This is a genomic window from Pseudomonas sp. SDO55104_S430 (genome assembly GCF_054070595.1).
Genome location: NZ_JBSVXG010000017.1, coordinates 16,489 through 41,855 on the forward strand (window position 1 = coordinate 16,489; position 25,367 = coordinate 41,855).

General features: G+C 60.6%; 23 protein-coding genes, 2 tRNA genes and 1 pseudogene. 13 read left to right on the forward strand and 13 right to left on the reverse strand.

Annotated features, from left to right (window positions below):
- Nucleotides 1-21: 21 nt before the first annotated feature.
- The 5 genes from murI to hemA are packed head-to-tail and all read right to left on the reverse strand — an operon-like array spanning nucleotide 22 to nucleotide 4,754.
- Nucleotides 22-813 (reverse strand): glutamate racemase, encoded by a 792-nt coding sequence (gene murI, locus ACW9JE_RS05580; protein WP_457432173.1) that lies wholly within the window; start codon nucleotides 811-813, stop codon nucleotides 22-24.
- Complete coding sequence (locus tag ACW9JE_RS05585; protein WP_457432174.1) at nucleotides 806-1,561, reverse strand: molybdopterin-synthase adenylyltransferase MoeB; 756 nt, start codon at nucleotides 1,559-1,561, stop codon at nucleotides 806-808. Before ACW9JE_RS05585 ends, murI begins: the two co-directional genes overlap by 8 nt.
- On the reverse strand, nucleotides 1,555-2,385 hold the full coding sequence (gene prmC / locus ACW9JE_RS05590; RefSeq protein WP_457432175.1) for a peptide chain release factor N(5)-glutamine methyltransferase: 831 nt from the start codon (nucleotides 2,383-2,385) through the stop codon (nucleotides 1,555-1,557). Before prmC ends, ACW9JE_RS05585 begins: the two co-directional genes overlap by 7 nt.
- On the reverse strand, nucleotides 2,386-3,468 hold the full coding sequence (gene prfA, locus ACW9JE_RS05595; protein ID WP_457432176.1) for a peptide chain release factor 1: 1,083 nt from the start codon (nucleotides 3,466-3,468) through the stop codon (nucleotides 2,386-2,388). It lies immediately after the preceding gene.
- The gene (hemA, locus tag ACW9JE_RS05600; RefSeq protein ID WP_224535141.1) at nucleotides 3,465-4,754 is read right to left on the reverse strand and encodes a glutamyl-tRNA reductase; all 1,290 of its coding nucleotides are present in this window, start codon (nucleotides 4,752-4,754) and stop codon (nucleotides 3,465-3,467) included. Before hemA ends, prfA begins: the two co-directional genes overlap by 4 nt.
- A 225-nt stretch (nucleotides 4,755-4,979) precedes the next feature.
- Between hemA and ACW9JE_RS05605 the strand changes: the two genes are divergently transcribed.
- The 10 genes from ACW9JE_RS05605 (at nucleotide 4,980) to ACW9JE_RS05650 (ending at nucleotide 14,603) form a co-directional block, all read left to right on the forward strand.
- The gene (locus tag ACW9JE_RS05605; protein ID WP_457432177.1) at nucleotides 4,980-6,704 is read left to right on the forward strand and encodes a tetratricopeptide repeat protein; all 1,725 of its coding nucleotides are present in this window, start codon (nucleotides 4,980-4,982) and stop codon (nucleotides 6,702-6,704) included.
- Between the two features lie 4 nt (nucleotides 6,705-6,708).
- Entirely contained in the window at nucleotides 6,709-7,326 is a 618-nt protein-coding gene (gene lolB, locus ACW9JE_RS05610; RefSeq protein WP_457432178.1) for a lipoprotein insertase outer membrane protein LolB, read from the forward strand.
- Nucleotide 7,327: 1 nt separating this feature from the next.
- On the forward strand, nucleotides 7,328-8,179 hold the full coding sequence (ispE, locus tag ACW9JE_RS05615; RefSeq protein ID WP_457432179.1) for a 4-(cytidine 5'-diphospho)-2-C-methyl-D-erythritol kinase: 852 nt from the start codon (nucleotides 7,328-7,330) through the stop codon (nucleotides 8,177-8,179).
- Between the two features lie 36 nt (nucleotides 8,180-8,215).
- Nucleotides 8,216-8,290: transfer RNA gene (locus ACW9JE_RS05620), tRNA-Gln, on the forward strand.
- Nucleotides 8,291-8,337: 47 nt separating this feature from the next.
- The gene (locus tag ACW9JE_RS05625) at nucleotides 8,338-9,279 is read left to right on the forward strand and encodes a ribose-phosphate pyrophosphokinase (RefSeq protein WP_003171603.1); all 942 of its coding nucleotides are present in this window, start codon (nucleotides 8,338-8,340) and stop codon (nucleotides 9,277-9,279) included.
- A gap of 140 nt (nucleotides 9,280-9,419) precedes the next feature.
- The gene (locus ACW9JE_RS05630; protein WP_224535149.1) at nucleotides 9,420-10,016 is read left to right on the forward strand and encodes a 50S ribosomal protein L25/general stress protein Ctc; all 597 of its coding nucleotides are present in this window, start codon (nucleotides 9,420-9,422) and stop codon (nucleotides 10,014-10,016) included.
- Nucleotides 10,017-10,185: 169 nt separating this feature from the next.
- Complete coding sequence (pth, locus tag ACW9JE_RS05635) at nucleotides 10,186-10,770, forward strand: aminoacyl-tRNA hydrolase (protein ID WP_224535151.1); 585 nt, start codon at nucleotides 10,186-10,188, stop codon at nucleotides 10,768-10,770.
- 22 nt (nucleotides 10,771-10,792) lie between these two features.
- Nucleotides 10,793-11,893 (forward strand): redox-regulated ATPase YchF, encoded by a 1,101-nt coding sequence (gene ychF, locus ACW9JE_RS05640; RefSeq protein WP_224535153.1) that lies wholly within the window; start codon nucleotides 10,793-10,795, stop codon nucleotides 11,891-11,893.
- A gap of 459 nt (nucleotides 11,894-12,352) precedes the next feature.
- The gene (locus ACW9JE_RS05645; RefSeq protein ID WP_457432180.1) at nucleotides 12,353-14,410 is read left to right on the forward strand and encodes a methyl-accepting chemotaxis protein; all 2,058 of its coding nucleotides are present in this window, start codon (nucleotides 12,353-12,355) and stop codon (nucleotides 14,408-14,410) included.
- 116 nt (nucleotides 14,411-14,526) lie between these two features.
- Nucleotides 14,527-14,603, forward strand: a tRNA-Met gene (locus ACW9JE_RS05650).
- Nucleotides 14,604-14,702: 99 nt separating this feature from the next.
- On the opposite strand, the gene ACW9JE_RS05655 is transcribed toward ACW9JE_RS05650, so the two are convergent.
- Nucleotides 14,703-15,812: a DUF2817 domain-containing protein gene (locus ACW9JE_RS05655; RefSeq protein ID WP_457432181.1), complete on the reverse strand. Its 1,110-nt coding sequence runs from the start codon at nucleotides 15,810-15,812 to the stop codon at nucleotides 14,703-14,705.
- Nucleotides 15,813-15,976: 164 nt separating this feature from the next.
- Here ACW9JE_RS05655 and ggt point away from each other — a divergent pair, with 164 nt between their 5' ends.
- Together ggt and ACW9JE_RS05665 are read left to right on the forward strand one after the other, a co-directional pair.
- Nucleotides 15,977-17,812: a gamma-glutamyltransferase gene (gene ggt, locus ACW9JE_RS05660; RefSeq protein ID WP_457432182.1), complete on the forward strand. Its 1,836-nt coding sequence runs from the start codon at nucleotides 15,977-15,979 to the stop codon at nucleotides 17,810-17,812.
- A 190-nt stretch (nucleotides 17,813-18,002) separates the two neighbouring features.
- Entirely contained in the window at nucleotides 18,003-18,374 is a 372-nt protein-coding gene (locus ACW9JE_RS05665; protein WP_224535162.1) for a helix-turn-helix domain-containing protein, read from the forward strand.
- A gap of 13 nt (nucleotides 18,375-18,387) precedes the next feature.
- Here ACW9JE_RS05665 and ddlA read toward each other — a convergent pair whose 3' ends face one another.
- From ddlA to ACW9JE_RS05690, 5 genes and pseudogenes are all read right to left on the reverse strand, one after another.
- Entirely contained in the window at nucleotides 18,388-19,482 is a 1,095-nt protein-coding gene (gene ddlA, locus ACW9JE_RS05670) for a D-alanine--D-alanine ligase (protein WP_457432183.1), read from the reverse strand.
- Nucleotides 19,483-19,506: 24 nt separating this feature from the next.
- Complete coding sequence (locus ACW9JE_RS05675; protein ID WP_457432184.1) at nucleotides 19,507-20,106, reverse strand: flavin reductase family protein; 600 nt, start codon at nucleotides 20,104-20,106, stop codon at nucleotides 19,507-19,509.
- Nucleotides 20,107-20,213: 107 nt separating this feature from the next.
- Nucleotides 20,214-20,822, reverse strand: a complete 609-nt coding sequence (locus ACW9JE_RS05680) for a methyl-accepting chemotaxis protein (protein WP_457432195.1) — start codon at nucleotides 20,820-20,822, stop codon at nucleotides 20,214-20,216.
- Nucleotides 20,802-21,530 (reverse strand): annotated as a pseudogene (locus ACW9JE_RS05685) (PAS domain-containing protein); the annotation flags it as partial. The gene ACW9JE_RS05680 and the pseudogene ACW9JE_RS05685, both read right to left, overlap by 21 nt.
- 131 nt (nucleotides 21,531-21,661) lie before the next feature.
- Entirely contained in the window at nucleotides 21,662-22,975 is a 1,314-nt protein-coding gene (locus ACW9JE_RS05690) for an MFS transporter (RefSeq protein ID WP_457432185.1), read from the reverse strand.
- A gap of 202 nt (nucleotides 22,976-23,177) precedes the next feature.
- Between ACW9JE_RS05690 and ACW9JE_RS05695 the strand changes: the two genes are divergently transcribed.
- Nucleotides 23,178-24,596 (forward strand): short-chain fatty acid transporter, encoded by a 1,419-nt coding sequence (locus ACW9JE_RS05695; RefSeq protein WP_224535170.1) that lies wholly within the window; start codon nucleotides 23,178-23,180, stop codon nucleotides 24,594-24,596.
- A gap of 37 nt (nucleotides 24,597-24,633) precedes the next feature.
- Here the strand turns inward: ACW9JE_RS05695 and ACW9JE_RS05700 are convergent, their stop codons facing one another.
- On the reverse strand, nucleotides 24,634-24,975 hold the full coding sequence (locus tag ACW9JE_RS05700) for a HepT-like ribonuclease domain-containing protein (protein WP_224535172.1): 342 nt from the start codon (nucleotides 24,973-24,975) through the stop codon (nucleotides 24,634-24,636).
- A complete protein-coding gene (locus ACW9JE_RS05705) occupies nucleotides 24,972-25,262 on the reverse strand; it encodes a nucleotidyltransferase family protein (RefSeq protein ID WP_224535173.1) in 291 nt (96 codons plus the stop codon). The genes ACW9JE_RS05700 and ACW9JE_RS05705 overlap by 4 nt, the downstream gene beginning before the upstream one ends.
- Between the last annotated feature and the right edge of the window lie 105 nt (nucleotides 25,263-25,367).

Consider the following 25,367-nt stretch of genomic DNA (forward strand, 5'->3'; position numbering starts at 1 on the left):
CTAATTTCGAATTTCCCCAAACTACCTTTCAAAGCTTTGCACAACACCGCAGTTATGCCACAGGATCGGCAATATTTTTGTGAAATGCGCAGGGTCGGCGCTGCTCCAGAATTGCGCCTGGCGGGCAGGTCCTTCGGCGAGCAATTCGCGCTCGGCCAGCAGGCGCTGGAGTTGTCGCGCGACGGCGGCTCCGGTGTCGATCAGGCTGATGTCATCGGGGATCATCTGCTTGAGCAGCGGCTTGAGAAAGGGGTAATGGGTGCAGCCGAGAATGATGGTGTCGGCGCCAGCGGCGAGCAGCGGCCGAACATAGCTTTCCAGCAATTGGCGCAAGGCCGCGCTATGCAGATCGCCACTTTCGATAAGCTCCACGAGCCCAGGACAAGGCTGGGTGATCACTCGCACATCGCTGGCGAAGCGGTCGAGCAATGCGGCGAACTTGGCGCTCTGCAGAGTGCCTGTGGTCGCCAGCACACCGACTACGCCGCTGCGGGTCGCGGCTGCGGCCGGCTTGACCGCAGGCTCCATACCGACGATGGGCCATTCTGGGTAATCGTGTCGCAGATCCGCGACACCGGCAACGGTGGCGGTATTGCAGGCGAGCACCAGCGCCTTGGCGCCCTGTCCTTGAAAGAAATCGGCAATCACACTGCAACGTTGCTGGATGAATTCCGGCGACTTTTCGCCGTAAGGAATATTGCCGCAATCGGCGACGTACAACAGCGATTCGTTGGGCAGCAAGCGCTGGATCTCGGCCAGCACCGACAGCCCGCCGACACCGGAGTCGAAAACGCCGATCGGCGCTTCACGCATGCGTTGAGCCACAGACACTGCAGCCCGGGTCACGCTTGACCCGCAACTCGCGAAAACGCGAGCCCAGCGCATCGATCAACAACAGGCGCCCCACCAGCGGCTCGCCGAATCCGGCCAGCAACTTCAGCGCTTCGAGTGCTTGCAAGCTGCCCACCATCCCCACCAACGGACCGACCACGCCAGCTTCGCTGCAGGTCAGTTCGGCTTCGCTGCCGTGTCCGTACAGACAGTGGTAGCACGGGCTCTCGGGGCGGCGCGGGTCGAACACCGACAACTGTCCTTCAAGACGGATCGCGGCGCCGCTGACCAGCGGTTTGCCCGCCGCGACGCAAGCGGCATTGACCGCTTCGCGGGTGGAAAAGTTGTCGCTGCAATCGAGGACCAGATCGACCCCGGCTACCACCGCAGCGAGCGAATCGTCATCCAGCACGGCGCGGTGAGCGACCAGCCGGACTTCGGGATTGATCGCCGTCAGGCGTTTGATCGCCGAATCGACCTTGGTCGTGCCGACGCTGTCGGTGTCGTGAATGATCTGGCGCTGCAGGTTGGTCAGGTCGACCGTGTCGAAGTCCGCCAGATGCAGCTCACCGACACCCGCCGCGGCAAGGTACAGCGCCACCGGAGCGCCAAGACCGCCCAGACCGACGATCAGCACCCGACTTTCCTTGAGCTTCAACTGACCGTCGATGTCGATGTGGGCCAACAGGATCTGTCGGCTGTAGCGCAGCAATTCCTGATCATTCAGCACGGCAGGCGTCCCAGACTGATGCGTTGGTGGCCGCCCAGGTCGGTGCGGCTGTGGACTTCTTCGAAGCCGCGGGTCAGCAGCAAATCGCGCACAGCCTCGGCCTGATCATAACCGTGTTCAAGCATCAACCAGCCACCGGTTTCCAGATGATCCGGCGCCTGATCAATGATCAAACGCAGATCGTCGAGCCCGTCGGCACCGGCCACCAATGCACTGGCCGGCTCGAAGCGCACATCACCCTCGACCAGGTGCGGATCGGCGGCGGCAATATAAGGAGGATTGCTGATGATCAACTGAAAACGCTGGCCTTGCAGCGCACTGAACCAGTGACTGCTGAGCACTGTGGCGTTGTTCAAATGCAGGCGTTGGCGATTGCGTTCGGCCAGAGCGACCGCTTCGAGCACGCGGTCCACACCGGTGACTTTCCACGCCGGACGTTCGCTGGCCAACGCCAGTGCGATGGCGCCGCTGCCGGTTCCGAGATCCAGTACCTTGGCCGGTGTGGCAGGCAACAGTTCCAGCGCAGCCTCCACCAGCAATTCGGTGTCCGGACGCGGGATCAGGATGTGCGGCGCCACTTCCAGGTCGAGCTTCCAGAAACCCTGCTGACCGAGAATGTAAGCCACCGGCTCACCGCCACGACGGCGCTGCAGATAATTGGAGAACGTCAGCGCCGCTTCACTCGGAACGATGCGCTCCGGCCACGTGTGCAGAAAGCTGCGGGACTTGCCCAGCGCAGCCGCCAGCAACAATTCGGCATCCAGACGCGCAGTGGGCGAGTCAGGCAGATCGGCGGCGCGCAACAGACTGGCGATGATCGTCATTTACTCACCTATCGCTGCCAATTGATCGGCCTGATACTCGGCCAGCAGCGGCTCGATCACCGCATCGACACCCCCGGCGAGGATTTCGTCGAGCGAGTACAGCGTCAGGTTGACCCGGTGGTCGGTCACCCGGCCTTGGGCAAAGTTGTAGGTGCGGATGCGCTCGGAACGGTCACCGGAGCCCACCAGCAACTTGCGCTCGCTGGCAATCGCGTTGGCGGCGGCGCTGGTCTGCTGATCGTTGAGCTTGGCCGACAGCCAGGACATCGCCCGCGCACGGTTCTTGTGCTGCGAACGCTCCTCCTGGCACTCGACCACGATGCCGGACGGCAAGTGGGTGATGCGGATCGCCGAGTCAGTCTTGTTGACGTGCTGACCACCGGCACCGGAGGATCGATAGGTATCGATGCGCAGGTCCGCCGGGTTGATCTCGATGGCTTCCTGCTCGTCAGGCTCAGGCAACACGGCCACGGTGCAAGCCGAGGTGTGGATCCGACCTTGGGATTCGGTTGCCGGAACGCGCTGCACGCGGTGGGCGCCGGATTCGAATTTCAGTTTGCCGTAGACGTTCTCGCCTTCGACCCGGGCGATAACTTCCTTGTAGCCGCCGTGTTCACCCTCGTTTTCCGAGAGAATTTCCACGCGCCAGCCACGGCGCTCGGCGTAACGCGAATACATGCGGAACAGGTCGCCGGAGAAGATCGCCGCCTCGTCACCGCCGGTACCGGCGCGGATTTCAAGGAACACGTTGCGTCCGTCGTTCGGATCCTTGGGCAGCAACATGCGTTGCAGGCTGGCTTCCAGTTCGACCAATTGCTCCTTGGCTTCGCGGACTTCTTCCACGGCCATTTCGCGCATGTCCGGGTCGCTGTCCTTGAGCAGAGCCTGGGCGCTTTCGAGGTCGCCCTGCACCTTGAGCATCTGTTGATAGGCGCTGATGATCGGTTCGACTTCCGCGTATTCCTTGGAATAGGCGCGGAATTTGGTCTGATCGGAAATGACCTCGCCGTCGCCCAGCAAGGCGGTCAATTCCTCGAAACGGTCCTGGAGAATGTCCAGCTTTTTAAGCAGTGACGCTTTCATTGCGATTTCTTATCCGAAAAGCTTTCCGATGAGCCCTCATTGAGGGCAAAGAGTTCCTGGGCCATCGCCAGCGCATCGAGGCGCCCTTCGGCAGAGAGCTTTTTCAACTGCACGCTCGGGGCGTGCAACAGTTTATTGGTCAGGCCACGGGCCAGTTGCACCAGCACCTCTTCGGCACTGCCGCCGTTGGCCAGCAGGCGCTGGGCCTTTTGCAGTTCTTCGTCGCGCAGGCGTTCGCTCTGTTGACGATAGGCCTTGAGCACGTCCACCGCCGCCAACTCACGCAGGCGGACCATGAAATCCTCGGCGCCGACCGAGACCATCTCTTCCGCGGCCTGCGCGGCGCCCTGACGGCTCTTGAGGTTCTCGGCGACCACTTCGTGCAAATCGTCGACGCTGTAGAGGTAAACGTCGTCCAACTCGCCGACTTCAGGTTCGATATCCCGGGGAACGGCAATGTCCACCATGAAGATCGGCTTGTGCTTGCGCAGTTTCAGGGCACTTTCCACGGCGCCCTTGCCAAGGATCGGCAATTGGCTGGCGGTCGAACTGATGACGATATCGCTGCGCACCAGCTCTGCCGGAATGTCGGACAGCAGCACCGCATGGGCGCCGAACTGTTCGGCCAGGATGCTGGCGCGTTCCAGCGTGCGGTTGGCCACGACGATGCGTTTTACGCCCAAGTCATGCAGATGGCGGGCGACCAGGGTGATGGTCTCGCCAGCGCCGATCAACAGGGCCTGACTACGTTGCAGGTCGCTGAAAATCTGTTTGGCCAGGCTGACCGCGGCAAACGCCACGGAAACCGGGTTTTCGCCAATGGCGGTGTCGGTACGTACCTGCTTGGCCGCGTTGAACGTGGCCTGGAACAGCCGCCCGAGCAACGGACCGACGGTGCCGGCTTCGCGGGCCACGGCGTAGGCCGACTTCATCTGGCCAAGGATCTGCGGTTCGCCCAACACCAGCGAGTCGAGCCCGGAGGCGACGCGCATCATGTGACGAACTGCCGCATCATCTTCGTGTATATAAGCGCTTTCGCGCAGCTCTTCGAAGCTCAAATGGTGGTATTCGGCCAGCCAGCGCAGCACGATTTCGGCCGACAGGTGATCCTGTTCTATATAGAGTTCACTGCGATTGCAGGTGGAGAGGATCGCAGCTTCGCGGCTGTCGGTGAGTCGGCAGAGCTGCTGCAGGGCCTCAACCAGCTGCTCAGGGGTAAAGGCCACGCGCTCGCGGACGTCTACTGAAGCAGTCTTGTGGTTAATACCGAGTGCGAGGAAGGCCATTCAAAGTCGCTGATGGTGACGTGAAGCCGGCAATTGTCCTACTTCGTCAGATTCAGGACAACTACCCGATATCTATCGCCCCGGTAGAGATCGCCGGCGATTGCGAGACGTTCTCGTTTAAGCGGACGCCATCGCGGTGAAATCGGTAAATTGGCGGGCCGGTTATGTTTGACCGAAAGCTTGTGTCATGATGGCCCGACCGCAGGTTAGTCGCCCTCTTCCTATATGAATAGATCCTCCGCGTTGCTCCTCGTTTTTGTCTTCCTCACCGGCTGCCAGGCCATGGCCCCGGTATCGCCCGATGGCGCCTCGCCAGTCGAAGACAGCACTCCGGCACCTGAAAAACCCAAGGTTTACAGCTCCTTCAGCCAGGACACGGTCTTCAGTCTGCTGAGCGCTGAACTTGCAGGTCAGCGTAATCGCTTCGACATTGCCCTGGACAATTACGTGACCCAGGCGATCAACACCCAGGATCCGGGCGTGTCCGAACGGGCATTTCGCATCGCCGAGTACCTGGGCGCCGACCAGCCGGCCCTGGACACTGCATTGATCTGGGCCAAAAACGCCCCGGACGATCTCGAGGCGCAACGGGCCGCCGCCGTGCAACTGGCGCGCGCCGGGCGTTATGACGACTCGATGGTCTATATGGAGAAAGTCCTGCAGGGCAAGGGCGACACCCATTTCGACTTTTTGGCTCTGTCCGCGGCGGATACCGACCAGGACACCCGCAACGGTCTGATGAAGAGTTTCGACCGTCTGCTGCAACGTCACCCGAACAATGGCCAGCTGATCTTCGGCAAGGCCTTGCTGCTGCAGCAGGATGGCGACTCCCGCGCAGCGCTGACCCTGCTGGAAGACAATCCGCCGGAGGACGGCGAAATCGCCCCGATTCTGCTGCGCGCTCGCCTGCTGCAATCCCTCGGCCGCAGCGATGAAGCCCTGCCGCTCTTGCAAAAAAGCATCAAGAAGTACCCGGACGACAAGCGGCTGCGCCTGACCTACGCGCGCATGCTGGTCGAACAGGACCGCATGGATGACGCCAAGGCCGAGTTCTCCAGCCTCGTCCAGCAATACCCGGAAGACGACGAACTGCGTTATTCACTGGCGCTGGTCTGCCTGGAAGCCAAGGCGTGGGATGAAGCCAAGGGCTACCTGGAAGACCTGATCGCCCGGGAAAGCCACGTCGATTCAGCGCACCTGAATCTGGGCCGGATCGCCGAAGAGCGCAACGATCCACAGGGCGCTCTGATCGAATACGGCCAGGTCGGACCTGGCAACGACTATCTGCCGGCGCAATTGCGTCAGGCCGATATCCTGATGAACAACGGCAAGACCGCCGAAGCCCAGAGCAAACTGGCCGCCCAGCGCGACGAACAACCGGACTACGCGATCCAGTTGTATCTGATCGAATCCGAAACCCTGGCCGCCAACAAACAAGGCGACAAGGCCTGGCAGGTTCTGCAAAAGGCGCTGCAGCAATATCCGGATGATCCGAACCTGCTGTACACCCGGGCAATGCAGGCGGAAAAACGCAATGACCTGGCGCAAATGGAGAAAGACCTGCGCCTGATCATCAAGCGCGACCCGGACAACGCGATGGCACTGAACGCCCTCGGCTACACCCTGTCCGATCGTACGACCCGTTATGCCGAAGCCAAGGCTCTGATCGAACAGGCACACCAGATCAATCCGGAAGACCCGGCGGTACTCGACAGCCTCGGCTGGGTGAATTTCCGCCTGGGCAACCTGGACGAAGCCGAACGCCTGCTGCGTCAGGCCCTGGAACGCTTCCCGGATCAGGAAGTCGCCGCACACCTGGGCGAAGTCCTGTGGGCCAGCGGCAAACAGCGCGAAGCCCGGCAAATCTGGGACAAGTTCCTCAAGGCACAACCCGACAGCCCTATCCTGCGCAGCACCATCAAGCGCCTGACCGGTTCAGAGACTCTCTAAAATCATGTTTTTGCGTCACATCATCGTTTTCAGCTTCATCGCCCTGCTCGCCGGTTGTGCGGGTTTCGGTGCCCGCGAATCGGTCGAGGGGCACGGCAACCCCGCGCAGTGGCGCGAACACAAAGAGCAGTTGACCAACCTCGACGGCTGGCAGATCGACGGCAAGATCGGCATCCGCGCACCGAAAGACTCGGGCAGCGGCACGCTGTTCTGGTTGCAGCGCCAGGATTACTACGACATTCGCCTCTCCGGCCCACTGGGTCGCGGTGCCGCTCGCCTGACCGGTCGGCCGGGCAAGGTGTCACTGGAAGTCGCCAACCAGGGTCGCTATGAGGCTCCGAGCCCGGATGCGCTGCTCGAAGAACAACTGGGCTGGAAGCTGCCGGTGTCCAATCTGGCCTGGTGGGTGCGCGGGCTGCCGGCACCTGCCAGCAAGAGTCGCCTGACGCTGGACGGCGACAGTCGCCTGGCCAATCTGGAACAGGATGGCTGGCAGGTCGAGTACACCGCCTACACCGAGCAAAATGGCTACTGGTTGCCCGAGCGGATCAAGCTGCACGGCACAGACCTTGATGTCACGCTGGTGATCAAGGCCTGGCAACCGCGCAAGCTGGGGCAATGAGATGCCGACCGCTCGCCTGACTCTGCCTTCCCCGGCCAAACTCAATCTGATGCTGCACATTCTCGGTCGCCGTGAAGACGGTTATCACGAATTGCAGACGCTGTTTCAGTTCCTCGATTACGGCGACGAAATCACCTTTGCCCTGCGCGAAGACGGTGTGATCCAGTTGCACACCGAATTCGAAGGCGTTCCTCACGACAGCAATCTGATCGTGAAGGCGGCAAAAAAGCTTCAGGAACAATCGGGCTGCACCCTGGGCATTGATATCTGGATCGACAAGATCCTGCCCATGGGCGGCGGGATCGGTGGCGGCAGTTCGAATGCCGCGACCACCCTGCTGGGTCTCAACCATCTCTGGCAACTGGGCTGGGATGCAGACCGGCTGGCTGCGCTGGGCCTGTCGCTAGGGGCCGACGTTCCGGTTTTCGTTCGCGGCCATGCGGCCTTTGCCGAAGGCGTGGGCGAGAAACTTACCCCCGTCGAACCGGAAGAACCCTGGTACGTCGTGCTGGTGCCGCAAGTCTCTGTAAGCACAGCGGAAATTTTTTCCGATCCGTTGTTGACACGTAACACGCCGCCCATTAAAGTGCGCCCCGTTCCTGAGGGAAACAGTCGTAATGACTGCTTGCCGGTGGTAGCGAGACGTTATCCAGAGGTTGGTAATGCCTTGAATTTGCTAGGTAAATTTACCGAAGCAAAACTCACCGGGACTGGAAGTTGTGTGTTTGGGGGCTTCCCAAGCAAAGCTGAAGCTGATAAAGTCTCGGCCCTTCTTACAGAGACCCTTACAGGTTTTGTAGCAAAAGGAAGCAACGTTTCGATGTTGCATCGCAAGCTGCAAACTCTGCTCTAAAGGAACCGAGTACCGGGTACTCGTTGCAACAGATACAGGGGCGTCGCCAAGCGGTAAGGCAGCAGGTTTTGATCCTGCCATGCGTTGGTTCGAATCCAGCCGCCCCTGCCATTTTCCTATACTCATCCAGGTATACCCTCAGCCTTCAGGTACTGCGCGTGTCCAAGATGATGGTCTTTACGGGGAACGCTAACCCCGATCTGGCTCGGCGTGTCGTACGTCAGCTGCATATCCCTCTCGGTGACATCTCTGTCGGTAAGTTCTCCGACGGCGAAATTACTGCCGAGATCAATGAAAACGTTCGCGGTAAAGACGTCTTCATTATTCAGCCGACTTGCGCTCCGACCAACGATAACCTGATGGAACTGGTAGTGATGGCTGATGCCTTCCGCCGCTCCTCGGCTACTCGTATCACTGCTGTTATTCCTTACTTTGGTTATGCCCGTCAGGATCGCCGTCCGCGTTCCGCACGTGTGGCTATCAGCGCGAAAGTCGTTGCTGACATGCTCACCGTAGTCGGCATCGACCGTGTTCTCACGGTTGATCTGCATGCTGACCAGATTCAGGGCTTCTTCGATATTCCGGTAGATAACATCTACGGCTCCCCGGTTCTGGTGGATGACATCGAAGATCAGCGCTTCGAAAACCTGATGATCGTGTCCCCGGACATTGGTGGCGTCGTGCGTGCACGTGCCGTTGCCAAATCCCTGGGCGTGGATCTCGGGATCATCGACAAACGCCGTGAGAAAGCCAATCACTCTGAAGTGATGCATATCATCGGTGATGTCGAAGGGCGTACCTGCATCCTGGTCGATGACATGGTCGATACCGCCGGCACCCTGTGCCACGCGGCCAAGGCCTTGAAAGAGCATGGCGCTGCCAAGGTTTTCGCCTACTGCACGCACCCTGTGCTGTCGGGTCGGGCAATCGAGAACATTGAAAATTCCGTGCTGGACGAGCTGGTGGTGACCAACACCATTCCGCTGTCCGCTGCAGCACAAGCCTGTGCGCGTATCCGTCAACTGGATATCGCACCGGTAGTTGCCGAGGCGGTCCGCCGCATCAGCAATGAAGAATCGATCAGCGCGATGTTCCGCTAAGGGCTCTGCCCTTCCAGAACATCCCGTTGACGAAAAGCGCCCCGCCCCGGCATCACTGTCGGGGCGGGGCTTTTTTGCCCATACCGTGTCTGGCGCTGGTCGCAAACGCCAACCGGTGATGGCTATTTTGGAGATACAAAATGACTGACTTTACTCTGAACGCTCAAGCGCGTACTGACCTGGGGAAAGGTGCGAGCCGCCGCCTGCGTCACGCTCTGAACATCCCAGCCGTTGTATACGGTGGTGACAAGCCTGCTGAATCCCTGACCATCGTGGCCAAGGAAATCGCCAAACTGTTCGAAAACGAAGCTGCCTACAGCCACGTTATCGAGCTGAACGTCGACGGCACCAAGCAGAACGTCATCGTTAAAGCGATGCAGCGTCACCCAGCCAAGCAATTCATCATGCACGCTGACTTCGTTCGCGTTGTTGCTGGCCAGAAACTGACTGCAAAAGTACCGGTTCACTTCATCAACGAAGAAGCTCCGGTCAAGAAAGGCGGCGAAATTTCTCACGTTCTGAACGAGATCGAAGTTTCCTGCGAAGCCAAGGACCTGCCTGAATTCATCGAAGTTGACCTGGCTAACGCCGAAGTCGGCGCGATCATTCACCTGTCCGACCTCAAGGCTCCTAAAGGCGTTGAGTTTGTTGCTCTGGCACACGGCGATGACAAGGCAGTTGCCAACGTCCACGCGCCACGTGTTGCTCCAGAAGCTGCAGAAGGCGCTGCAGAGTAATTTCACTCTGTACGCCGGAGTGACGGAAACATCGCGGACTGGAACGTAGCGAGAAAGCGGGCGGGAACGCGGAGTTTACATTCATGGTAAATGAGCATTTTTCGTCCACTTTCGCCGCTCGAAACCTTCGCGGCGATGTTATCCACCACTTCAAGGAAGGGCCCCTATCGTGACTGCCATCAAACTGATCGTTGGCCTGGGAAATCCAGGCGCCGAATACGAACAGACCCGGCATAACGCAGGGGCCCTTTTTGTTGAGCGCCTCGCGAACGCACAAGGTGTGAATCTTGTGGCCGATCGCAAATATTTCGGCCTGACCGGGCGCTATTCGCACCAGGGTCAGGATGTTCGTCTGCTGATTCCCACCACCTATATGAACCGCAGCGGCCAGGCCGTGGCGGCACTCGCCGGTTTCTTCCGCATCAAGCCTGAAGAAATCCTGGTGGCGCATGACGAACTCGATCTGCCTCCGGGCGTCGCCAAGCTCAAGGTTGGTGGCGGCCATGGCGGTCACAACGGATTGCGCGACATCATTGCGCAATTGGGTAATCAGAACACTTTCCATCGCCTGCGGCTTGGCATCGGCCACCCGGGCGTCGCCAGCATGGTTTCAAATTTCGTCCTGGGTCGTGCGCCACGCGCCGAACAGGAAAAACTCGATGCCAGCATCGACTTTGCCCTCGGCGTGCTGCCGGATATCCTCGCCGGTGAATGGAACCGTGCGATGAAAAACCTGCACAGCCAGAAGGCCTGACTCTACTCCGAGGGGAAACACCATGGGATTCAATTGCGGCATCGTCGGCCTGCCTAACGTCGGCAAGTCCACCCTGTTCAACGCCCTGACCAAATCCGGTATCGCGGCCGAGAACTTCCCCTTCTGCACCATCGAGCCCAACAGCGGTATCGTGCCGATGCCGGATTCGCGCCTGGATGCCTTGGCAGCCATCGTCAATCCAAAGCGCATCCTGCCGACCACCATGGAATTCGTCGACATCGCAGGCCTGGTGGCCGGCGCGTCGAAAGGTGAAGGCCTGGGCAACAAGTTCCTGGCGAACATCCGCGAAACCGATGCCATCGCCCATGTGGTCCGCTGCTTCGAAGACGAGAACGTGATTCACGTCTCCAACAGCGTCGACCCGAAACGCGACATCGAAATCATCGACCTGGAACTGATTTTCGCCGACCTCGACAGCTGCGAGAAGCAACTGCAGAAAGTCGCGCGCAATGCCAAGGGCGGTGACAAGGACGCTGTAGTTCAGAAGGGTCTGCTGGAGCAATTGATCGCTCACTTCACCGAAGGCAAGCCTGCGCGCAGCCTGATGAAGAACATGAGCGCCGATGAAAAAGGCGTGATCAAGGGCTTCCACCTGCTGACCACCAAGCCGGTCATGTACATCGCCAACGTCGCTGAGGACGGCTTCGAGAACAACCCGCACCTGGACGTGGTCATGGCCATTGCCGAAGAAGAAGGCGCCGTGGTCGTTCCGGTCTGCAACAAGATCGAAGCGGAAATCGCCGAACTGGATGATGGCGAAGAGAAAGACATGTTCCTCGAAGCCCTGGGCCTCGAAGAGCCTGGCCTGAACCGTGTGATCCGCGCCGGCTACGAAATGCTGCACCTGCAGACCTACTTCACCGCCGGTGTCGAAGAAGTCCGCGCCTGGACCGTCCGCGTCGGTGCCACCGCACCACAAGCCGCCGGCGTGATCCACACCGACTTCGAAAAAGGCTTCATCCGCGCCGAAGTGATCGCCTACAACGATTTCATCCAGTTCAAGGGTGAGCCTGGCGCCAAGGAAGCCGGTAAATGGCGCCTGGAAGGCAAGGATTACATCGTTAAAGACGGCGACGTGATGCACTTCCGTTTCAACGTGTAAAAGCTCTCGCCCAAGAAAAAGCCGCGCTCATGCGCGGCTTTTTTGTGCCTGATCATTCCAGACCGATCACGGTCTCCTGTGGGAGCGGGCTTGCTCGCGAAGAGGTCGGCACATTCAGTATTGATGGTGACTGACACACCGCTTTCGCGAGCAAGCCCGCTCCCACAGGGGATTTGTGTCGTGCCCGGATTTTCTGTTTCAAATCTGCCAGATCTGCCGACAACATCGACTTCATCGGCGCAACGCTGATAGCCCATCGCCATGGTCTGAATCTTGCCTTGTTTATCCGCTTAAACGCGGCCCCTTACAAAGGGGACCGAGAATGGGAAGTTTCGCCACAGAGTCGGCCTACAGAGCTGACGAGGGTGAAGTTTCGAGGCCTTTAAACGGGCACCGGTCGAGGACGTACGCACCTCGACGCACGCCAATGGTGCGTGGTGTCCAGGGGAGTCGTGGGGCATGCAGGCTTTTTTATCACCGGGGATCGGACTGCTGGGACGTTTCGGCTTCGCACGCAAATTCCAGCTGTTGTTTCTGTTGTTCATCCTGCCGCTGGCCGGCAGCTTGTGGATGATCGGCCAGGACTATCGCGAAAAATTGAACCTGATCTCCGGCGAACGTGCCGGGGTTCGGCAACTGTTGGCCCTCGATGCACTGGATAACCTGCTGGCGGCACAACGTGATCGCGCAGCCCGTTGGCGCGCCACTGAAACCAACCGTCAGCCGACGCCTGCCACCCTCGCCGCCGTGGCCGCGTTCGATGCAGCTCAACCCGCCGTCGCCCAAGCCACTTCGGACTTGAGCAACACCCTGCAAAAGGAAGGCGCCGAGGCCGAAACCCTGGCTCGCTATCAGGCGCTGCAAAAAGCCCTCGATGGCCTGGACTCCAAAAGCCTGGGCAGTGTCGGCTGGTGGCCTGACGGCTACGATCGCTTCACCAACGCCTTGAGCGCCCTGCAAGCCCTGCGCGAACAGATCGCCATGGACAATCGCCTGACACTGGCGCCATGGCTGGAAACCTATTTGCTGACGCAGATCTCCACTCAGCACGCTCCGGATTTGATCGAGCGGGTCGGTCGCCTGGCGGCGGTTGGCCAGGCTTCAGTGGTATCCGGGCAATTCACCCTGCAAAGCCGCCTGCAACTTCGCGACTTGCGCAGTCGTATCGGTGACGCCCGGGAACAGTTGGTGAAAACCGCGAGCCTGCTGGAAGCGCGGCTGCCCAGCGCCCTGCAAACCTGGGCCGGGCAGTACCAGGACAGCCTCAGGCGCCTGGACGGCGGCCTGAAAGTCCTCGATGACGGCGTTTTCGGCGGCAGCATCAACCTCAAGCCGGAAGACTTCGAGCGCAGCATGGACGCCCTGCTCGCCGATCTCGCGACCTTGCGCCAGCAATCTCTGATGTCACTGGATCATCGCCTGGATTACTACCACGGTTCAGCGATTCGCCAGTTCATCCTGGTGGCGAGCGTGTTCGGCATCCTGCTGCTTGCAGCCTTGTACCTGTTCATCTGTCTGCAGGCGTCGATCCGCCGCAGCGCCAGCGGCATCACCCTGCTCGCCGAAGGCCTGCGCGATGGCAATCTGAGTCTGCAGGCGCCGGTACAGGGTCGCGACGAACTGGCCGCCATCAGTACGGCCCTGAATGTCGCCGTCGTGCAATTGCGCAGCAGCCTGCTGGGTGTCGATCACGAAACCTCGCAATTGAGCAACGCGGTCCAAACCCTCAATCACCATTCCAGCGATGCCCTGGGCGAAGTCGAAGCCCAGCAGTTGCAGATCAGCCAGATCGCCGCAGCCGCCACGCAACTGGCCGCCACCTCCCAAGGGGTCGCCGAGAGCTGCGAGCGGGCTTCCGGCAGCGCCCAGCACACCCGACGCATCGCCGCCGACAGCAGCCGTGACAGCCAACGCACCACGGCGAGCATCCAGCAACTCAATCAGCGCCTGAACGACACCGCAGCGGCCCTGGGCCGCGTCAGTGAGCAAGGGCAGCAGATTCAGCTGGTGGTCGACACCATTCGCGGCGTCGCCGAGCAGACCAACCTGCTGGCACTGAACGCCGCCATCGAGGCCGCTCGCGCAGGCGAGCAGGGTCGCGGTTTTGCGGTGGTGGCCGACGAGGTGCGCAGCCTGTCGCAACGCACCCAGTCCTCGACCGCGCAGATCGCCGGGACCGTCGACAGCTTGCGCAGCACAGTCAACGAAGCAGTCAGCCTGATGGAAGCCGCCTGCGGTCAGGCACAATCCGATGCGCAAGCCGTCACCGGGCTTGGCGAGCGTTTAGGAGAAATTGCCAGCGCCGTTCAGGGCGTCACCGACACCCTGGCGCAGATCGCCTCGGCGGTCGATGAACAGGCGAGCACGGCCGACGAGGTCAGCGGCAACATCCAGCAAGTCGACCAGGCGGCGGTTCGCCTGCTCGAAGGCGCGCGGGCGGTGAACCTTGCAGCCGACACCTTGAGCCAGGGCAGCAAGGCCCTGAGCGCGAATACCGGCAGGTTCCAGCTCAATTGACGCCCTCCCCCGGGCCGTTTTTCCGGCTCGGGAGGATAAGCGGTTGAAAATGTAGAAAAATATTTTGGAATTACGCTTGACGCATCTGCATTACCGGTGAATAATGCGCGCCACTTGGCTACATAGCTCAGTTGGTTAGAGCATAGCATTCATAATGCTGGGGTCCGGGGTTCAAGTCCCTGTGTAGCCACCAAGTACTAAAAACGGCTTACCGCGAGGTAGGCCGTTTTTTTATGCCCCAAGAAAAGTGCCCTGTCGTATGGAACGGTAAAACCGTTCCGTACTGTTCATTTCAGGTACGAATCGTCGGCAGCGCCGACAACGCCCTCTCCCATATCTGCCACGTCCGCAGCCAGACCATCGCCTGCCAGTCGCTGTCAGCGGGAAAGAATTGCTCCAGCAGATTGAGCTTGATGTCGCGCCCCGTCGCATCGCTTGGATTGCCATGCAGATGCAGCCAGTGATCGTCGCGCAGATGTTTGTGCACGTCCGGCCCGGGATAAGTCCCGCACTCGATGACGAACGGCATCATCCGCACCTGCGGCAATGCATTGATCAGCGCCTGCGAGGTATAGCCGGTCGCGGTCGCCGCCACGCCGGTTTCGCTCACCGTGCCGGCACCGGTGTGCAAGGTGTAGAGCCACGGACCATAAATTGCCTGGGCATCGGCCAGCGCCGGATAAGCGGATTCGGTGATGGTCAGCAGCATCGGATGCCCGTATTCCCCGGCGCCGGTGTGCAGGTCGAAACACATCGCGACCTCGGCATGGCTCAGGTGCGCTTGCAGGATCCGTTGCAGCGTGCGGTTCGACCAGCTCGGCGCCAGCCCGCCGTAGAACAGGCCATCGGCGTGCCCGTGCTGCCCGCCTTCGACAATCGACATGACCGCCGACCAACCGTGCTGGTGGATCTGCTCATTGAGCAGCGCATCGGCCTGATCACGCTCCGGACCTTGCAGCTGCGGGCACCCATAGATGCCGTGCAGCGCGTCATAGGCCCGGTTGTCCGGCAATGGCCCGTCGAAGTTCAGGTGATTGCGGTTCAGGTCGATGTTGTCTTCGTTGACCCGACGCAGCCACGCCATGCCCCACGGGTTGATCGCATGGATCATCACCACCGCAACATCGTCCGGCAACGTGCGTTTGCCGAGGTCCTGCAGCCATTTGATCTGACAACCCGAGCCATAGAAGCCTTCGACGCCGTGGGTGCCGCTGAGCGCGACCAGCAGGCGTTTGGCACCGGGATCACCGAGCACCGCCACATCCGTACTCAGATCCTCGCCAAACGGCCCCTGGAGCGGGTGCGGGTACTCGGTCAGCGTCGCTCCGGCTGCGCTGGCCGCCGCGAGGAATTGTTCGCGCTGGGAACGGTAGCTCGGCTGGGTCGGGAATTCGCTCTGCATGTCGGCCTCTTGTAGATTTTCTGGCGGGCTATCGGCAATGACCCTACAGAAATTCCACCCATTGATGAAGGATAAAAGCACTGTTGTTGTAGGACGCGGTTTGCGCCACGTCACAACGGTGGATAAAGTCCCTGAACCTTTCCCAAGGACAGAGGCCCCCGCGCATGTTTTCAGCCTTCCACTTTCGTCTGCCAGTGCTGTCGCTGCTGGTCGCTGCGTTAACGCTGGCCGCATGCAACGCACCGCCCTCCTCACCCTCGGTTTCGACCCTGCCCCAGGCCCCGGAAAACGCTTCCGGTTTTCGCACCGACCTGCAAACCCGCCACGCCTCCAGGCACATGGCCGCTGCCGCCAACCCGCTGGCCGCCGAAGCCGGGCGAGAGATGCTGCGTCGCGGCGGTTCGGCGATCGATGCGGCGATTGCGATGCAGGCGGTATTGACCCTGGTCGAACCGCAATCTTCAGGCATTGGCGGTGGCGCGTTGATCGTGCTCTGGGATGGCAAATCCGTGCGCACCTACGATGGCCGGGAAACGGCACCGGCTGGCGCAACGGAGAAGCTTTTCCTACAGGCCGACGGGCAACCGATGTCATTTCCCCAGGCACAGATCGGCGGTCGCTCAGTGGGAACGCCGGGCGTATTGCGCGCCCTTGAGCTGGCCCATCAAAAACACGGTCGCCTGCCATGGGCGCAGCTGTTCGAACCAGCTATCGAACTTGCCGATCAAGGTTTCGCCATCTCGCCGCGCCTTCATCTGCTGATCGCCTCGGACTCGAAGCTGCGCACCTCGCCCGACATGGCGGCGTACTTCCTGAATGCCGACGGCACCCCGAAAGCCGTCGGTACGCGCCTGAAGAACCCGGCACTGGCCAATGTCTTCCGGCGCATCGCCAGCGAAGGCGCGGACGCCCTCTACAAAGGCCCCATCGCCGAGGAAATCGTCGCCAAGGTCCAGGGCCACGCCAACCCGGGCAGCCTGTCGCTGAATGACCTCAAGGGCTACAGCGCCAAGGAGCGCGCGCCGCTGTGCACCGACTACAAGCGCTGGCAAGTGTGCGGCATGCCGCCGCCGTCATCCGGCGGGATCGCCGTCGCGCAGATCCTCGGCACTCTGCAAGCCCTCGAGGCTCAGGACAAGCGCTTTGCCCTGGCGCCACTGAAACCGGTCAAGTCCAGCGCTCCTGCGGGCATCGAGCCCACTCCAGAGGCGGTGCACCTGATCTCCGAAGCCGAGCGCCTGGCCTACGCCGACCGCGCCCAGTACGTGGCCGATACCGACTTCGTGCCGGTACCCGTCAAAGGCCTGGTGGACCCCGCCTATCTGGCCAGCCGCGCCGAACTGATCAGCGATCGCAGCATGGGCACGGCCAAACCCGGAACGCCGCCGGGGATCAAGGTGGCGTTCGCGACGGATCGTTCGCCGCTGCGAATCTCCACCTCGCAAGTGGTGGCGGTGGATGATCAGGGTGGCGCGGTCTCCATGACCACCACCATCGAATCCGCCTTCGGCTCGCACCTGATGGTTCAAGGCTTCCTGCTCAATAACGAGATGACCGACTTTTCCTTCATCCCCGAAGAGCACGGGAAGAAAGTCGCCAACCGCGTCGAACCGGGCAAACGCCCACGCTCCTCCATGGCCCCGACGCTGATCTTCGACCGCCAGAGCGGCGAATTCGTCGCCAGCGTCGGCTCCCCAGGCGGCTCGCAAATCATCGAATACGTCGCCAAGACCACCATAGGCCTGCTCGACTGGAACCTCGACGCACAATCCGCCATCAACCTGCCCAACTTCGGCAGCCGCAACGGCCCGACAGAACTCGAGGAAGGCCAATTCAGCCCGGCACTGATCCAGGCCCTGAAGGACAAAGGCCACAACGTCAGCGAAATCGACATGACCAGCGGCACCCAGGCGATCGTTCGGGTCAAGGACGCACAGGGCAAGGCCTCGCTGGCAGGAGGCGCCGATCCCCGGCGTGAGGGGGAAGCGTTGGGGGATTGAGTCTTACGTGAGTGTGGGAAAGGGCTTACTGGGAGGTAGGCCCTTTTTTATGAATGCGGGTGCCCGTTCGCTTTCAGATTCGGCAGGCTCCTACCCGCAAATCGAGGCTGTTTCAGTAAAGTTGGTTCCAGTGCTCCCCCCAACAATCTGCGCACTATGACGACGCCGACACCGTCGAGATGGAGTAACCATGAACATTCATCCCATTCGTACCGAAGAGGACTACCGTGAGGCCCTCAAGAATGTGTCTGCTCTATTCGACAACGAACCCGAGCCCGAGACCGCTGAAGGTGACTACTTCGAGGTAATGATCACGCTGATCGAAGCTTATGAAGCGAAACACTTTCCAGTGGATCTGCCCAATCCGATCGACGCGATTAAATTCCGCATGGAGCAATCCGGTCTGTCCGCTGCCGATCTTGCGCCAGCCATTGGCCGTACCAATCGAGTCTATGAAGTGCTCAACGGCAAACGTGCACTGACCCTGCCGATGATCTGGAAACTCCATGAGCTTTTTGGCATTCCGGCCCAGAGCCTGATCAAGCCGATGAAAGAGGCTTGATCAGGCGACTCGCTCAGCGACTGATTTTCAAAGCCCGGCGAGCCTCATGCTTCTCCAGCGCCAGCTCGATCAGCCGCGTGACCAGTTCGCTATAGGTCATGCCCGCGGCCTGCCAAAGTTTCGGGTACATGCTGATGCGGGTGAATCCTGGCAGGGAGTTGATTTCGTTGATCAGCACCTCGCCGCTCTCGGTGAGGAACACATCGACCCGCGCCAGCCCGGAGCAGCCCAGCACCTCGAATGCCTCGACTGCCATCGCGCGGATGCGCTCGCTGGCTTCCTTGCTGATGTTGGCCGGGACCACCACTTCGGCAGCCTTGTCGTCGATGTATTTGCTGTCGTAGGAGTAGAAGCCGCTGTGCACCACGATCTCGCCGCAACCGCTGGCGATGGCGCTGTCGTTGCCCAGTACCGCGCATTCGATTTCACGGCCACTGACGGCGGACTCGACCAGCACCTTTTCATCGAACCCCAGCGCCAGCTCGATTGCCGCGTTGTATTCGGCTTCGTCGACCGCCTTGCTCACGCCCACGGATGAGCCCTGGTTTGCCGGTTTGACGAACAGGGGCAGGCCCAATTTGGCGACCACTTCGGCAAAAGTCATGTGCCCTGCGGTTCGGCGAGTCAGGGTCACGAACGGTGTGACCGCCAAACCAGCATCGCGCAGCAGGCGCTTGCTGATGTCCTTGTCCATGCACACCGCCGAACCCAGCACGTCCGAGCCGACAAAGGGCAGGTCCGCCATGCGCAGCAGGCCTTGCAGGCAACCGTCTTCGCCGAGGGTGCCGTGGACGATCGGGAAGATCACATCGACGTGCCCCAGCAGCTCCTGGCTGGAGGTTTCCACCAATTGCTGATTGGTCTTGCCGGGCACGACCGCCAACTCACGGTTGGATTGATTCAAGGCAATCAGCGCCGGATTTTCCTGATTCAGCAGGAAGTTCGAAGGATCATTGAGATGCCAGTGACCTTGCTTGTCGATGCCGATCAAGACCGGCTCGAAACGCGAACGGTCCAGGGCATCGACGATGTTCTTCGCCGATTGCAGCGACACTTCATGTTCGGCCGAGCGGCCGCCAAAGATGATTCCTACACGCAACTTGCTCATTGCCTGGCCTCGATGTAAGTGTGTTTAGGGCAGCAACGCTTTGCCGTCCACCGGCGCGCCAATGGTCAAAAAGTGTCCGCCGGCGACGTGATGCAAGGTACGCAGCGCGTCATGGCCCTCGAAGTGCCAGCGCCCGTCACTGAACACGCGCTCGTCGGCCTGGGCGGCGATCACTTCGGCGACGAACAGATCATATTGCTGATGGTTGCCGGGTTCGGGCAGCAGCTTGCATTCGAGCCATGCGACACAGCCCTCGAGCATCGGCGCGTCGATCTTATCGGCGTCGAAGGTGGGCAAGTCGTAGATCTGGAATTTATCGCGCCCGTGTTCTCGAGTCAGCTCAAGGCCGGAGGTCGAGCCGACGGTTTGCGCGATATCGGCTTGCGCGGCGCAGGGAACGTTGAGGACGAAGGTGCCGGAGGCTTCCAGCAGTTGCCGGGTCCAGGTGGACTTGTCCAGCACCACGGCGATTTTCGGCGGTTCGAAATCCAGCGGCATGGCCCAGGCCGCGGCCATGATGTTGCGTTCGCCGCCATGGGCCGCGCTGACCAGGACGGTCGGCCCGTGGTTGAGCAAACGATAGGCCTTGGACAAGGGAACCGGCCGGCGGTGGGAAACGCTCATGGATGTCTGCTCCTGGAGAAATGAGCCGATTGTAGCGACATCCCAAATGAAAAGATCGCAGCCTGCGGAGCATCCTGGAGCTGCCGCAGGCTGCGATCCTTTACGAATCAGCTCGCCAGTTGATTGGCAAACTGCCCCACCGCATTGACCACTTTCTGCGCGCCATCCTGAATCTCGACGATCACTGTGCCCGCTTCCGCCGCCAGTGCCAGGCCCTGTTCCGCCTGGAGCTTGCCATCGGTCATCAGGGCCACGGCATTGCGCGCCATCTCCTGGTTCTGCCGCACCACCAGCACGATCTCATCGGTGGCCTGGCTGGTGCGTGAGGCCAGTTGCCGGACCTCGTCCGCCACGACCGCAAAACCTCGTCCTTGCTCACCGGCTCGGGCCGCTTCGATGGCGGCGTTCAGCGCCAGCAGGTTGGTCTGTTCGGCAATACCGCTGATGGTTTTGACGATGGTGCCGATGACCAGCGATTGTTCGTTCAAGGCTTCGATGCCATCACCTGCGGTCTGCATGTGCTTGGCCAGGTCTCGCATCACGTCCACCGCCTGCGTTACCACCGCGTTGCCACGCTGGGCGCTCTGGTCCGTTTGCTGCGAGGTGCTGTAGGCAATGTTCGCCGCTTCCGCTACGGCTTGTTCCTGATTGACCTGATCGGTGATCACGGTGGCGAATTTCACCACTTTGTAGAGCTTGTTGTTGGCATCGACCACCGGGTTGTAGGACGCCTCCAGCCAGACTGTACGACCATGGCTGTCTACACGCTGGAAACGGTCGGCCACATACTCACCTGCGTTCAGGCGGCGCCAGAAGTTTTGGTAATCGGCACTGTTGGCGTCTTCCGGGCGGCAGAAGGTGCGGTGATGTTTGCCCTTGATCTGCGCCAGACTGTAACCCATGCCGGACAGGAAGCGATCATTGGCCGCCAGCACGGTGCCATTGAGGTCGAACTCGATCACCGCCGTCGAACGCACCAGCGCGCCGATCAGGTTTTCATGTTCGCGAGAGGCTTCGATGGTGCGGGTCAGGTCGCTGGAGAAGATCGAGAAATGCCGGATCCGGCCATCCGCCGAGCGCACAGGCTGCACGATCGAGCGTAACCACGCTTCCTCTCCACTTCCGCGCAACAGGCGAACGGCACCGGCGAAGTGCTCGCCGCGGGTCAGTGCAGCTTTGAAACGGTGATGGAAGTCATCGGTTTTCACATGATCCGGGACCAGGTCTTCAATGTGCCGACCTATCAAGTCACCGCTGCGATAATTCATCTCACCGAGGAAGTTCTGGTTGACCGACTGCACCCGCCCATCAGGGTCGAGGGTCAGTACCAGCATCTCGCTTTCCAGGCTTTCCTTCACTTGCTGAAGGCTGGAGAGTTCTTCGCGTAGAGCCAGCAGCTCCTGCTTCAAGCGTTTATTGAACATGGGAAAGCACCGATGGGCAGGGTTGGAAAGCGGTATGCAGCCTAACCATCGGCCTAGCGGTTCTTTTCTGAAGTGCGTTTAGGGTTTGTCCTACAAAAATAATCAGGGGCCTGTGAAAGACCCCTGTGCAATTACACCGCGCCAGCGACAGAACAACTGCCGACCTTCGGCATCCGCGCACCGAAATACGCCGCACTGCCCATGCCCACCGCGCCCATCACCGCGCAGAAAATCACGCAAATCCATGGACTCCATGGCATCAGACCGATCAGCAACAACGGTGTGATACTCGCCCATGCGGCATAGGCAATGTTGTAGGTAAAGGAAATGCCGGAAACGCGGATGCGCGCCGGGAACAGGCTGACCATCACCGAGGGCACCGCGCCAACCACTCCGCAACAGAGACCTGCTATCGAGTAGGCCAGACCGATCCAGTTACCGCCATTGATCAGACAGGCGTAGAGCACGCCAATACCCAGCGGCAGCAACAGGCTGTAAATCATGACCGTGCGCCAGGCCCCGACACGGTCGACCAGCAAACCCGCCAGCACGCAGCCGATGTTCAGAAAGACGATACCCAGTGCGCTCAGGGCGAAGGTGTGGCTGGCGGTCATGCCGAAGGTTTTCTGCATCATGGTCGGGGTGATGACCACGAACACCACCACCGCCGAGGTCAGCACACAGGTGAGGATCATCGCCGGCAGCATGGCCAGCCGATGCTCGCGCAGCACCGCCCGCAACGGCAGTTCGACGTGTTCTTCGCGGCGAGCCTGCATGGCCGTGAACACCGGAGTTTCACTGAGCCAGCGGCGTAGCCAAACACCGATCACCCCGAACACGCCACCGAGCAGGAACGGATACCGCCAGGCGTAATCGAGGATCTCGGTCGGGGTGAAAAGCTGAGCGAGGAAGGTCGCCGTGAGGGCGCCCAGCAGGTAGCCGAAAGTCAGCCCTGCCTGCAAAAAGCCCAAGGCGTAGCCGCGATGGCCAATCGGCGCATGTTCAGCCACGAACACCCAGGCACTGGGGACCTCGCCGCCAACCGCGGCCCCTTGAAGAACACGCAGCAACAACAGCAACAGCGGTGCGAAATAGCCGATTTGCGCGTAGGTCGGCATGACCCCGATCAGCAGGCAGGGCAGCGCCATCATCAGGATGCTCAGGCTGAACACCCGTTTGCGCCCCAGCCGGTCGGCGAAGTGCGCCATCAGGATTCCGCCCAGGGGGCGCGCGAGGTAGCCAGTGACGAAGATGCCGAAGCTCTGCAGCAGCCGCAGCCATTCGGGCATTTCCGGCGGGAAAAACAACTGGCTCAAGGTCAGCGCGAAAAACACGAAGATGATGAAGTCGTAGATTTCCAGCGCCCCGCCAAGGGCCGCGAGGCCCAGGGTCTTGTAGTCCGAGCGGCGAAAGGGCGCCGGGCGCGAATCGGTAATGGCATTCATGTAAAAGAACTCTGGCACAGGCAAAAACCAAGGCGCCCATGGTCTACGCAAACGCCGCAAGGAACAACCCGCTAGACCAAAGTCGCATAGCCGTAAAACAGCGTCACAAAATATTTCGCCTTGATTTACTGTAACCGCCTGTCCAGACGGGCGATCGGAGCCCTGAAGACCACAACAAAACATAAAAATTCGAGGTGTTCCCGTGGCCGCTGATATCGAAGATAGCCGCTCAGCCCGCTTTGCCCTGCGCTGCTCAAGTTTTGCCGAACGCTGGTTCCCCGATTCCTGGGTCTTTGCCGCCCTTGCAGTGATCATCGTTGCCGTGGCCACGATGTTCATGGGCGCCAAGCCCACCGATGCCGCGATGGCGTTCGGTGATGGCTTCTGGAGCCTGATCCCCTTCACCATGCAGATGGCGTTCGTGGTGATCGGCGGTTATGTGGTGGCCAGCTCTCCGCCTGCGGTGAAGCTGATTGACCGCCTGGCCAAGATCCCGAAAAACGGCCGTTCCGCCGTGGCCTGGGTCGCCCTGATTTCCATGGTCGCTTCGCTTCTGAACTGGGGCCTGTCGCTGGTATTCGGCGGCCTGCTGGTACGCGCCCTGGCCCGCAGAACCGATCTGAAAATGGATTACCGCGCCGCCGGTGCTGCCGCCTACCTCGGTCTTGGCGCCGTGTGGGCCCTGGGTCTGTCGTCGTCCGCGGCGCAGTTGCAGGCCAACCCGGCGAGCCTGCCGCCGTCGATTCTGTCGATCACCGGGGTCATTCCATTCACCCAGACAATCTTCCTCTGGCAGTCCGGCGTGATGCTGCTGGCGCTGATCGTAATCTCGGTGATCATCGCCTACGCCACCGCCCCGGGGAAAAACTCGGCGCGCGACGCCGAGGCCTGCGGCGTCGACCCGAGCTTCAACCTGCCACCGCTGCAACCGCGCACCCGTCCCGGCGAATGGCTGGAACACAGCCCGCTGCTGATCATCCTGCTGGTGCTGCTGGCCGCTGGCTGGCTGTTCCATGAGTTCTCGACCAAACCTGCGATCACCGCGATTTCCGGCCTGAACACCTACAACTTCCTGTTCATCATGCTCGGCGCCCTGCTGCACTGGCGTCCGCGCAGCTTCCTCGACGCCGTGGCCCGCGCAGTGCCGACCACCACCGGCGTGCTGATCCAGTTCCCGCTGTACGGCTCGATCGCCGCGCTGATGACCACGGTAAAAGGCGCCGACGCCCAGACCCTGGCCCACCACATCTCGACCTTCTTCGTCAGCATCGCCTCCCATGACACCTATGCGTTGCTGATGGGCGTGTACTCGGCGATTCTCGGCTTCTTCATTCCATCCGGCGGCGGCAAGTGGATCATCGAAGCGCCGTACGTGATGCAAGTGGCCACCGACCTGAACTACCACCTGGGCTGGGCCGTGCAGATCTACAACGCCGCCGAAGCCCTGCCGAATCTGATCAACCCGTTCTACATGCTGCCGCTGCTGGGCGTGCTGGGCTTGAAGGCCCGGGACCTGATCGGGTTTTCGTTCGTACAGTTGCTGGTACACACACCGCTGGTGCTGGTGTTGTTGTGGGCACTGGGGACGACGCTGGCGTATATGCCGCCAGTGATGCCTTAAGGCGGAGGGAATTGCACCTGCTGCAAGGCAGGTGCAATCACGAATCGGAAGGCAGGACTTTCAATAATTCAGGTAATGCCACCTGAACTGTCTCCCACACTATTCCGAGATTGATGTCGAAATAGCCATGAGCAATGCGATTACGCATACCCCGCATGCTGCGCCACGGTACTCGGGAGTGTGAGCTGGTGAAGTCGGGGTAGCCGTCCATGATTTTGGTCGCTGCCTCGCCAATGATAACGAGACTCATGATGACCGCTTGCTGGGTGCGTTTGTCATCGAAAAAGTCTTCCCAGCCCATGTCCTCGACAAAAATCAAAGCATCGCTGGCTGCCTGGCGCATATGCTCAAGATAGTCGCCAAGACGATGGTCCGTCATACCGGACGCGCCTGATCGAGTACCTGCTGACGAAACTTCAATGGCAAATCCCCTGGCGTCAGCAGATCAACGCTGACCCCCAGCAAATCCTCCAGCTCGAGCTGGAGCCCTCCAAGATCGAACAAGGTAGCGCCCGGCAGCGTATCCACCAGCAGGTCAAGATCGCTCCCTTCCTGATCCGTCCCGAACAACACCGAACCGAACACTCGGGGATTGGAAGTCCGAAAGCGGCTGACAACCTCGCGAACGGCTGCTCGTTGCAGATCAAGCGCGATTGAGGGCCTCATGTTTCACCTTTTATCGACGGCGGTATTGCGCCAGTCTAGCAGCGGTCCGGTGCGCCAGACACTGCACGAGCGACAACCCGAGTGCTACATATAATGTATCCGCCC

Coding starts and splice junctions, on each gene's coding strand:
- murI (WP_457432173.1), bottom strand. CDS start 813: ATGCGTGAAGCGCCGATCGGCGTTTTCGACTCCGGTGTCGGCGGGCTG.
- prmC (WP_457432175.1), bottom strand. CDS start 2,385: ATGACGATCATCGCCAGTCTGTTGCGCGCCGCCGATCTGCCTGACTCG.
- prfA (WP_457432176.1), bottom strand. CDS start 3,468: ATGAAAGCGTCACTGCTTAAAAAGCTGGACATTCTCCAGGACCGTTTC.
- hemA (WP_224535141.1), bottom strand. CDS start 4,754: ATGGCCTTCCTCGCACTCGGTATTAACCACAAGACTGCTTCAGTAGAC.
- ACW9JE_RS05605 (WP_457432177.1), top strand. CDS start 4,980: ATGAATAGATCCTCCGCGTTGCTCCTCGTTTTTGTCTTCCTCACCGGC.
- lolB (WP_457432178.1), top strand. CDS start 6,709: ATGTTTTTGCGTCACATCATCGTTTTCAGCTTCATCGCCCTGCTCGCC.
- ispE (WP_457432179.1), top strand. CDS start 7,328: ATGCCGACCGCTCGCCTGACTCTGCCTTCCCCGGCCAAACTCAATCTG.
- ACW9JE_RS05630 (WP_224535149.1), top strand. CDS start 9,420: ATGACTGACTTTACTCTGAACGCTCAAGCGCGTACTGACCTGGGGAAA.
- ychF (WP_224535153.1), top strand. CDS start 10,793: ATGGGATTCAATTGCGGCATCGTCGGCCTGCCTAACGTCGGCAAGTCC.
- ACW9JE_RS05645 (WP_457432180.1), top strand. CDS start 12,353: ATGCAGGCTTTTTTATCACCGGGGATCGGACTGCTGGGACGTTTCGGC.
- ACW9JE_RS05655 (WP_457432181.1), bottom strand. CDS start 15,812: ATGCAGAGCGAATTCCCGACCCAGCCGAGCTACCGTTCCCAGCGCGAA.
- ggt (WP_457432182.1), top strand. CDS start 15,977: ATGTTTTCAGCCTTCCACTTTCGTCTGCCAGTGCTGTCGCTGCTGGTC.
- ACW9JE_RS05665 (WP_224535162.1), top strand. CDS start 18,003: ATGAACATTCATCCCATTCGTACCGAAGAGGACTACCGTGAGGCCCTC.
- ddlA (WP_457432183.1), bottom strand. CDS start 19,482: ATGAGCAAGTTGCGTGTAGGAATCATCTTTGGCGGCCGCTCGGCCGAA.
- ACW9JE_RS05675 (WP_457432184.1), bottom strand. CDS start 20,106: ATGAGCGTTTCCCACCGCCGGCCGGTTCCCTTGTCCAAGGCCTATCGT.
- ACW9JE_RS05690 (WP_457432185.1), bottom strand. CDS start 22,975: ATGAATGCCATTACCGATTCGCGCCCGGCGCCCTTTCGCCGCTCGGAC.
- ACW9JE_RS05700 (WP_224535172.1), bottom strand. CDS start 24,975: ATGACGGACCATCGTCTTGGCGACTATCTTGAGCATATGCGCCAGGCA.
- ACW9JE_RS05705 (WP_224535173.1), bottom strand. CDS start 25,262: ATGAGGCCCTCAATCGCGCTTGATCTGCAACGAGCAGCCGTTCGCGAG.